Source organism: Inquilinus limosus MP06, from assembly GCF_000767795.1.
GTDB lineage: Bacteria > Pseudomonadota > Alphaproteobacteria > DSM-16000 > Inquilinaceae > Inquilinus > Inquilinus limosus_E.
On sequence record NZ_JANX01001054.1, the window covers coordinates 1 to 1008 of the forward strand.

Genomic DNA, 1008 nt, shown 5'->3' on the forward strand with positions numbered 1-1008 from the left:
ATCTCGCGCCAGAAATGGCAGGCGACGCTGCGCCCGGGCTCGGCCTCCTCCGCCGGCGGCCGGACCTCGCTGCAGATCGGCTTCGCGTATGGGCAGCGGGTGTGGAAGCGGCAGCCGGGCGGCGGCGCGGTCGGGCTGGGCACGTCGCCCTGCAGCAAGGTCTTCGCCTGGCGCCCGGCCGGGCTGGGCACCGGGATCGCCTTCATCAGCGCCTGGGTGTAGGGGTGCAGCGGCGCGTCGAACAGCGCGTCGACCGGCGCCTGCTCGACGATCTCGCCGAGATACATCACCGCCACCCGGTCGCTCATGTGCCGGATCACGGCCAGGTCGTGGGCGACGATCACCAGGGTCAGGCCGAAGCGCTCCTTCAGCTCCTCCAGCAGGTTGATCACCTGGGCCTGGATCGAGACATCCAGCGCCGACACCGGCTCGTCGCCGACGATCAGCACCGGCTGGCCGGCCAGCGCCCGGGCGATGCCGATGCGCTGGCGCTGGCCGCCGCTGAACTCGTGCGGATAGCGCCCGGCATGGTCCGGCAGCAGGCCGACGATGCGCAGCAGCTCCGCCACCCGGTCGCGCCGCTCGGCACCCTGGGCCAGGCCGTGCAGCCAGATCGGCTCGCCGATGATGTCGCCCACCGTCATGCGCGGGTTCAGCGAGGCGTAGGGGTCCTGGAAGATGATCTGCAGCTCGCGCCGCAGCGCCCGCATCTCCTTCGCCGGCAGGGCCGTCAGGTCGCGGCCGCGATAGATCACCTGGCCGGCGGTCGGCTCGATCAGCCGCAGCAGCAGCCGGCCCAGGGTGGACTTGCCGCAGCCGCTCTCGCCGACCACGGCGAAGGTTTCGCCCGGCCGGATCGCCAGCGACACGCCGTCCACCGCATGCACCACGGGCGACCCGCCCAGCAGGCTGCGGCCGCCGCCGAAGCGCTTGACCAGGCTCTTGCCTTCGAGAAGGGGTGCGGTTTCGGGATGCCCGTTCATGCGGGACCTCGTTGAGACGTCATCC

Annotated in this window: 1 protein-coding gene; it reads right to left on the bottom strand. The window is 72.0% G+C overall.

Annotated features, from left to right (window positions below; translation table 11 throughout):
- Positions 1-983 (bottom strand): ABC transporter ATP-binding protein (locus P409_RS35135; protein WP_034849680.1); only part of this gene is annotated, 983 nt, incomplete at its 3' end.
- Positions 984-1008 lie beyond the last annotated feature (25 nt).